This is a genomic window from Saccharomonospora iraqiensis subsp. iraqiensis (genome assembly GCF_000430445.1).
Lineage (GTDB): Bacteria > Actinomycetota > Actinomycetes > Mycobacteriales > Pseudonocardiaceae > Saccharomonospora > Saccharomonospora iraqiensis.
In genome coordinates, this window is record NZ_KE387129.1 from 28,426 (window position 1) to 35,257 (window position 6,832).

Annotated in this window: 9 protein-coding genes; 8 read left to right on the top strand and 1 reads right to left on the bottom strand. The window is 73.0% G+C overall.

What is annotated here, in order from left to right; all coding sequences use genetic code 11:
* From ACTIR_RS25590 to ACTIR_RS0119205, 5 genes are all read left to right on the top strand, one after another.
* The coding region (locus ACTIR_RS25590) for a thioredoxin family protein (protein WP_052583957.1) at positions 1-549 on the top strand (549 nt) is incomplete at its 5' end.
* Positions 550-818: 269 nt separating this feature from the next.
* Positions 819-1,253, top strand: a complete 435-nt coding sequence (locus ACTIR_RS0119185) for a DUF4395 domain-containing protein (RefSeq protein WP_026455484.1) — start codon at positions 819-821, stop codon at positions 1,251-1,253.
* Positions 1,254-1,340: 87 nt separating this feature from the next.
* Complete coding sequence (locus tag ACTIR_RS0119190; RefSeq protein ID WP_026455485.1) at positions 1,341-2,177, top strand: sulfurtransferase; 837 nt, start codon at positions 1,341-1,343, stop codon at positions 2,175-2,177.
* Positions 2,177-2,482, top strand: a complete 306-nt coding sequence (locus tag ACTIR_RS0119195; RefSeq protein ID WP_026455486.1) for a DUF1416 domain-containing protein — start codon at positions 2,177-2,179, stop codon at positions 2,480-2,482. The genes ACTIR_RS0119190 and ACTIR_RS0119195 overlap by 1 nt, the downstream gene beginning before the upstream one ends.
* Before the next feature lie 288 nt (positions 2,483-2,770).
* Positions 2,771-3,385 carry a heme-binding beta-barrel domain-containing protein gene (locus tag ACTIR_RS0119205; RefSeq protein ID WP_026455487.1) on the top strand — a complete coding sequence of 205 codons (615 nt, stop codon included), beginning with the start codon at positions 2,771-2,773 and terminating at the stop codon, positions 3,383-3,385.
* Positions 3,386-3,516: 131 nt separating this feature from the next.
* Here ACTIR_RS0119205 and ACTIR_RS0119210 read toward each other — a convergent pair whose 3' ends face one another.
* Positions 3,517-4,365: an aminodeoxychorismate lyase gene (locus ACTIR_RS0119210; protein ID WP_026455488.1), complete on the bottom strand. Its 849-nt coding sequence runs from the start codon at positions 4,363-4,365 to the stop codon at positions 3,517-3,519.
* A 77-nt stretch (positions 4,366-4,442) separates the two neighbouring features.
* On the opposite strand from ACTIR_RS0119210, the gene ygfZ reads away from it, so the two are divergent.
* The 3 genes from ygfZ to ACTIR_RS24420 form a co-directional block, all read left to right on the top strand.
* Positions 4,443-5,579, top strand: a complete 1,137-nt coding sequence (gene ygfZ, locus ACTIR_RS0119215) for a CAF17-like 4Fe-4S cluster assembly/insertion protein YgfZ (protein WP_026455489.1) — start codon at positions 4,443-4,445, stop codon at positions 5,577-5,579.
* A gap of 69 nt (positions 5,580-5,648) precedes the next feature.
* Complete coding sequence (locus tag ACTIR_RS0119220; RefSeq protein ID WP_026455490.1) at positions 5,649-6,248, top strand: RsiG family protein; 600 nt, start codon at positions 5,649-5,651, stop codon at positions 6,246-6,248.
* Positions 6,245-6,832, top strand: a 588-nt coding sequence (locus tag ACTIR_RS24420; RefSeq protein WP_161629654.1) for an asparaginase, incomplete at its 3' end; no start/stop codon positions are given. The genes ACTIR_RS0119220 and ACTIR_RS24420, both read left to right, overlap by 4 nt.

Sequence of the window (6,832 nt, forward strand, 5' to 3'; positions counted from 1 at the left end):
ACACCCGCAGGCGCCCCCGGTGCGCCCGGGAGCGGGCCCGGGGGTTCCGACGTCGACCGCCCCACCGGGCCGACCGGACCGACCGGCAGCGAACCGCCCGACACCGGGCGGGACGACACCGGGCGGGACGACACCGGGTGGGACGACACCGGGTGGGACGGTACTGCCCGGGCCGACGCCGGACGGACCGACGACCTGCCCACTCCCGTCACCGACGCACTCGCCGACGACGGCATCACCCTCGTGCAGATCTCGACCACCTTCTGCGCCCCGTGCCGGCACACCCGCGCCACGCTGCGCGCACTCGCGGATTCCGTGCCGGGACTGGAGCACGTGGACCTCGACGTCACCGACCGTCCGGAGATCGCCGAGACCCTCGGCATCCTCCGCACGCCGACCACGATCGCCTACACGGCCGACGGCGGGGAACTGCTGCGGGTCTCCGGGGTTCCCAAGCTCGACCGGCTGCGGTCCGCGATCCGTCCCCTGGTCGAGGTACACACCCGTATCCCACGGACTGAAAACGGTCCCCGCTCCGGAACCGACTGAGTACCCTGGGCGGCGTGGACCGGACGCCCCCGCACCCGCTGACGCGACGTCGCCCGGTACCGGCGCATCGCCCGGTGCCGACACGGCGTCCCCGGGTGCTGACGTGGCGTCCCTCGGTATCGACCCGGCATCGCCCGGTGCGGACGCACCGCCTCCCGGTCCGACGTCTGCTGACCCGGCGACGCCCGGTCGACCTCTGCCGCGTGCGCAGCAGTCTCTGTCCGTCGTAGCGCCGATCCGTGCCCGGCGTCCGATCCGACGGAGGTGAGATGCCCGCGACAGCGTCCGTGGACCCGCGCGGCCCCCGCTTCGCGGCGGCCGTGACCACGGTGGTCCTCGCGGCCGTCCTCGTCACGGGCTGGTGGCCGTTGCTCGCCGCCCAGGCCGCCGTGTTCGCCGTCGGGGTGGTCGCGGGCCCGTCCGCCACCCCGTACGCGCTGCTGTATCGCCTGCTCGTCGCGCCCCGGCTCGCCCCCACCGACGACCGGGAGGCCGTCGCGTCCCTGCGGTTCGCACAGGGGGTGGGGCTCCTGTTCACGGTCGCGGGCACCGTCGGTTACGTCGGCGGACCGACCGCGCTCGGCCTCGCCGCCACGGCCCTCGCGCTGTTCGCGGCACTGCTCAACGCGGTGTTCGCGGTGTGTCTGGGTTGCGAGGTGTATCTGCTCCTGCGGCGGGTCACACCCCGCAGCGAGCGGGTCTGAGGACACCGGGCGAGCACCGGTCGGGCACCCCCGTATCCGGCTTCTCCGAGTGAAACGCACCGACAATCCTGAGGAAAGAGAGCGATCATGAGCCGTGACGACGTCCTGGTCACCGCCCAGTGGGCCGAGGACAACCTGAACACGCCCGGTGTGGTCTTCGCCGAGGTCGACGAGGACACGACCGCCTACGAGGGCGGGCACATCCCGGGCGCGGTCCGCATCGACTGGCGCACCGAGCTGCAGGACCCCGTCCGCAGGGACTTCGTCGACAAGGCGGGCTTCGAGAGGCTCATGTCGGCCAAGGGCATCTCGAACGACGACCTGGTGATCCTCTACGGCGGCAACAACAACTGGTTCGCCGCCTACGCCTACTGGTACTTCAAGCTCTACGGGCACGACAGTGTGAAGCTGCTGGACGGCGGCCGCAAGAAGTGGGAGCTCGACGGCCGCGAGCTGGTCACCGGCGAGGTCGAGCGGGAGCGCACCAGCTACACCGCCACCGAGCAGGACCACACGCTGCGCGCGTTCCGGGACGAGGTCGTCGACGCGATCAACACCAGCAACCTGGTGGACGTGCGCTCGCCGGACGAGTTCTCCGGCAAGCTGCTCGCCCCCGCGCACCTGCCGCAGGAGACGGCCCAGCGCGCCGGGCACATCCCGAGCGCGGTGAACGTACCGTGGTCCAAGGCCGCCAACGAGGACGGCACGTTCAAGTCCGCCGAGGAGCTGGAACAGCTCTACAAGGACGCGGGCCTGGACACGTCGAAGCCCACGATCGCGTACTGCCGGATCGGGGAGCGCTCCAGCCACACCTGGTTCGCGCTGCACGAGCTGGTCGGGCTGCCCGACGTGAAGAACTACGACGGTTCCTGGACCGAGTACGGCTCGCTGGTCGGCGTGCCGGTGGAGACGGGAGAGAAGTGATGACCGACGGGTGCGGCGCCCCCGCGCAGAACGCCACGGCGGCCGACGCGGACGCGAACGGCCAGGTGGTCGTGGCGGGCACGGTCACCGGCACCGACGGACCACTCGGCGGCGCCTACGTCCGACTGCTCGACTCCGGCGGCGAGTTCGCCGGTGAGGTGCAGGCCTCGCCCGAGGGGGAGTTCCGCTTCTACGCGGCCCCGGGCACGTGGACGGTGCGCGCCCTGCACCGCACCGGCACCGGCGAGACCGCGGTCACCACCGACTCCACGGGCATCCACCGGGTGACCATCCCGATCACCTGACCCCGCCGCCCCACCCGGGTGTTGCCGTGAGGGGCACTTTCCCTGCATCCGACGCAGGGAAAGTGCCCCTCGCTGCGCCGAGCGCAGGGAAAGTGCCCTTCACGGCAAACCACGGGCGGTGTGACGTGGGTACCGGGGGGCTTTTGTGTGGGGTGGGGCGGGTTATCCTGCGGGCGTGGAGATTATCTTTACGACGCTGCTGGTCCTGGCCATCGTCGCGACCACGTGGTTCGGCGGCTACGTGGTCTACCGGCTGTACTCCGACCAGCGCTGAGCCGAGAGAGTTCGATGACCAGCGGTGACGAGGCCGTCCGTGCCGCCGCCCAGCGGGCCGAGGTGACGGGGACACGCAACATCCCGCAGCTCGACGACCTGCCCATCCCCGGTGACACGGCCAACCTGCGCCAGGGCGAGAACCTGAACGACGCCTGCCTGGCCCTGCTGCCGCTCGTCGGCGTGTGGCGCGGCGAGGGCGAGGTCAGCTACCCAACGATGGAGCGCTCGTACCGCTTCGCGCAGCAGCTCACCATCGCCCACGACGGCAGGCCGTTCCTCTACCACGAGGCCCGGGCGTGGCTGCTCGACGACGAGGGCGAGGTGCTGCGGCCCGCCGCACGGGAGACCGGCTTCTGGCGCCCGCAGCCCGACGACACGATCGAGCTGCTGCTGACCCACTCCACCGGCTTCGTGGAGCTGTACTACGGCAAGCCGAAGAGCCAGAGCGCCTGGGAGCTGGGCACCGACGCCGTGGTGCGCTCCGCCAGCGCCAAGGAGGTCACCGCGGCCAAGCGGCTCTACGGCATCGTCAACAACGGCGACCTCGGCTGGGTCGAGGAGCGCGCGATGATGGGGCACGAGATGACCCCGCACTGTTCCGCGCTGCTGCACCGCATCGTCGGCTGATCACCGCACCGCGTCGGCTGATCACCGCACCGCGTCGGCTGATCACTGCACCGCGTCGGCTGAGCCGTCGGGGAGCGTGGTCGTGCGCCGCCACATCCGCCGGTCGCCCGCCGGGGCCGTGACTCAGCGCCTCAGCGGTACTGCCGTTCGTACGCCTCGGCCAGCTCGGCATGCGGCCCGGTCCCGTCCGGCAACGGTGTCCCGTCCAGGGTGTGCACCCGGGTGAGCTTGCGCACCGACGACGCCAGCAGCACCGCGTCGGCCGTGAACAGCTCCTCCGCGGCGATCGGCTCGATCTTCGTCGCCCACCCGGCCGCCTCCGCGGCCCGGAAGACGGCACGCTGGGTCGTGCCGGGCAGGATCCCGACGGTCGGCGGCGGGGTGTACAGCGTGCCGCCGCGCACCAGGACCACGGTGGACGTCGGCCCCTCCAGCACCGAGCCGTCGGTCGCGGTGAACACCACGTCGTCGGCACCGCGCCGGGCCGCCTCCCGCAACGCGGCCATGTTCACCCCGTAGGACAGCGTCTTCGCCCCCAGCAGCAGCCACGGGGCCCGTTCGGCGAGCTCCGGTCCGAACCCCCGGTCCAGGCGCACCGCCGCCACCCCGTCGACCCGCGCGGCCCGCACCGGCTCGGCGATGTCCATACCCAGGGCGTAGCCGACCGGCTCGGCATCCGGGTCGCCTTCGGCGCCCCGGGTGTAGACCAGCTTCACCGCGATCTCGTCCGGCCCGGTCCAGTTCTCCACCACCAGCCGCACGGCGCGCTCCCACGCCGCCCGGTCCGGCTCGGGCAGGTCGAGCATGGCCGCCGACCGGGCCAGCCGGTCCAGGTGCGCACCGAGCTCCCGCGGCACGCCGTCGACCACGAGCACCGTCTCGAAGATGCCGTCCCCGCGCAGCAGCCCGAGGTCGTCGACACGGATCTGCGGACGGTCCGGATCGGCCAGGGTCCCGTCGAGGAAGGCGAGCACGCGCATGCGACCACGGTACCCATCCGCCACGCCCCGGCCACGCCATGAGGCCGCCGGGGGCGCGCGCCGCATACGATCGGGGCATGGCGTATGAGTCCCCGCTGCTCGGTCTCTCCGGTGCCGTGGCCACCCCCGACGATCACCCCGAACAGGGCGTCCCCTGGCACTGGGGGGACCCGTTCGGCGAGCAACGCACCGCCGTGCGCGGTGTGGCCGTGGTGGACCGCTCGCACCGGGAGGTGCTCACGGTCGGCGGCCCCGAACGGCTGTCCTGGCTGCACCTGGTGCTGTCCCAGCACGTCTCCGGGCTGCCCGACGACACGGGCACCGAGGCGCTGGTGCTGGACAGCTGGGGCCGGATCGACACGCACATGGTCGTCGCGCACACCGGCGAAACCGTGTACCTGGACAGCGACCCGGGGGCCGAGGCCACCAGCGCCCTGCCGAAGGGCGGCAGGCAGCCGCTGCGCGACTACCTGGAGGCCATGAAGTTCTGGTCCCAGGTGGAGGTCGCCGACGCCACCGCCGACCTGGCGGTGCTCAGCCTGTTGGGGCCGGATGTCCCCCGGGTGCTCGACGCGCTCGGGATCACGGTCGACGACGCCCCGTACGCGGTCACGCCGCTGGCGGACGGCGGGCTGGCCCGCCGGATGCCGTGGCCCGGCCGGTCGGCGGTGGACCTGCTGGTGCCCCGCGCCGAACTGGCCCGGTGGTGGCAACGGATCACCGACGCGGGCGCCCGGCCCGCGGGTGTGTGGGCCTTCGACGCGCTGCGGGTCGAGTCGCTGCGCCCGCGCTTCGGCGTGGACACCGACGACCGCGCGATCCCGCACGAGGTGAACTGGATCGACACCGCGGCGCACGTGGCGAAGGGCTGCTACCGCGGCCAGGAGACCGTGGCCAAGGTACACAACGTGGGCAAACCGCCGCGCCGGATGGTGCTGCTGCACCTGGACGGATCCCCGGAGATCTACCCCGAGACGGGTGACCCGGTGCTGCACGGGGACCGCACGGTCGGCCGGGTCGGCAGCGTGGCCGAGCACCACGAACTGGGCCCGGTGGCGCTGGCCCTGCTCAAGCGGTCCGTACCGGCCGACGCCGAGCTGCGCGCGGGCGATCCCGAGCAGGACCGCGCCGTGCAGGCCGCCGTGGACCCCGACTCGGTCCCCGCCGAGCACGTCGCACCGGGCCGCCAGGCGGCGCAGCGGCTGCGTGGGTGAGTGCGGATCCCGGGTGACACGGTCGCCGGGCACTGGCGTGTCCGGCCTGTCGTAGAGCAGGATGATCACGTGATCGAAGTCCGGCCGGGGGGACGCCGTCGCATCGACCGTGTCCTCGCCGACGACTATGCACGCGGGATCGACCGGTTGCCGATGTCCACCCTGCGCTCCCGCCGGGACGAGGCGGCCCAGGAGGAGACCGACCTGTCGTACCTGCGCCGGCTGCTGCACGCCCGCATCGACATCGTGCGCGCCGAGCAGGAGCGCCGCACCTCGGGCACAACGACCAGCGTGGTGGATCAACTGGCCGCGATCCTCGCGGACAACGCGCTCGGCCCCGCCACCGGCTCGGGCAGGCACCAGACGCTCGAACCGTCGCGGGCGGGCGCCTACCGGCGCAGGGCCGAGGCCCTGGTGGGCGACGCCGACCTGTCCGACGTCACGGCGCTGTCCGACGACACCCTGACCGACACGCTGGCCAGCTACCGGGAGCAGGAGCGCTCGGTCTCGCAGCGGCGCCGGGAGGTGCAGGCGGTGGTGGACGCCTTCAACGCCGAGATGGCCCGCCGGTACGCGCAGGGCAGCGCCTCGGTGGACGACCTGCTGGCCGACGAACGCGGCACCGCGGGCGGCTCCGGTGCCCCGGACGGGGAAGGAGGCCGCGCGTGACGCGGTTCCGGGACAACCCGGTACTGGTGGAGGTGGTGCGCTCGGGTGTGTTGGAGAGCGTCCACCGGGGCGCGCTCCTCGTCACCGCCCCCGACGGTTCCGTCCGCGCGGCACTCGGCGACGTGACGAGCCCGGTCTTCGCCCGGTCGGCGAACAAGCCGTTCCAGGCGCTGGGGATGCTGCGTGCCGGGCTGGAGGTCGACGACACCGACCTGGCCCTCGTGGCCGCCTCGCACACCGGCGAACCCGGCCACGTCGACCGGGCGTTGACCCTGCTGTCGGCCGCGGGCCTCGGTGAGGAGGACCTGCGCTGCCCGCCCGAGCCACGCCGGGCGGCGATGAACTGCTCGGGCAAGCACGCGGGGATGCTCGCCACGTGTGTGCGGCGGGGTTGGTCCACGGCGGACTACACCGATCCGGCCCACCCGCTGCAACGCACGATCGCGGACACCGTCACCGAGCTCACCGGCGAGCCGATCGCCGCCACCGCCGTCGACGGCTGCGGCGCCCCGCTGTTCGCGTTCTCGCTCACCGGTCTGGCGCGCGCGTTCGCGACCGTGGCGCGGACCCGGGTCGGTGCGGCG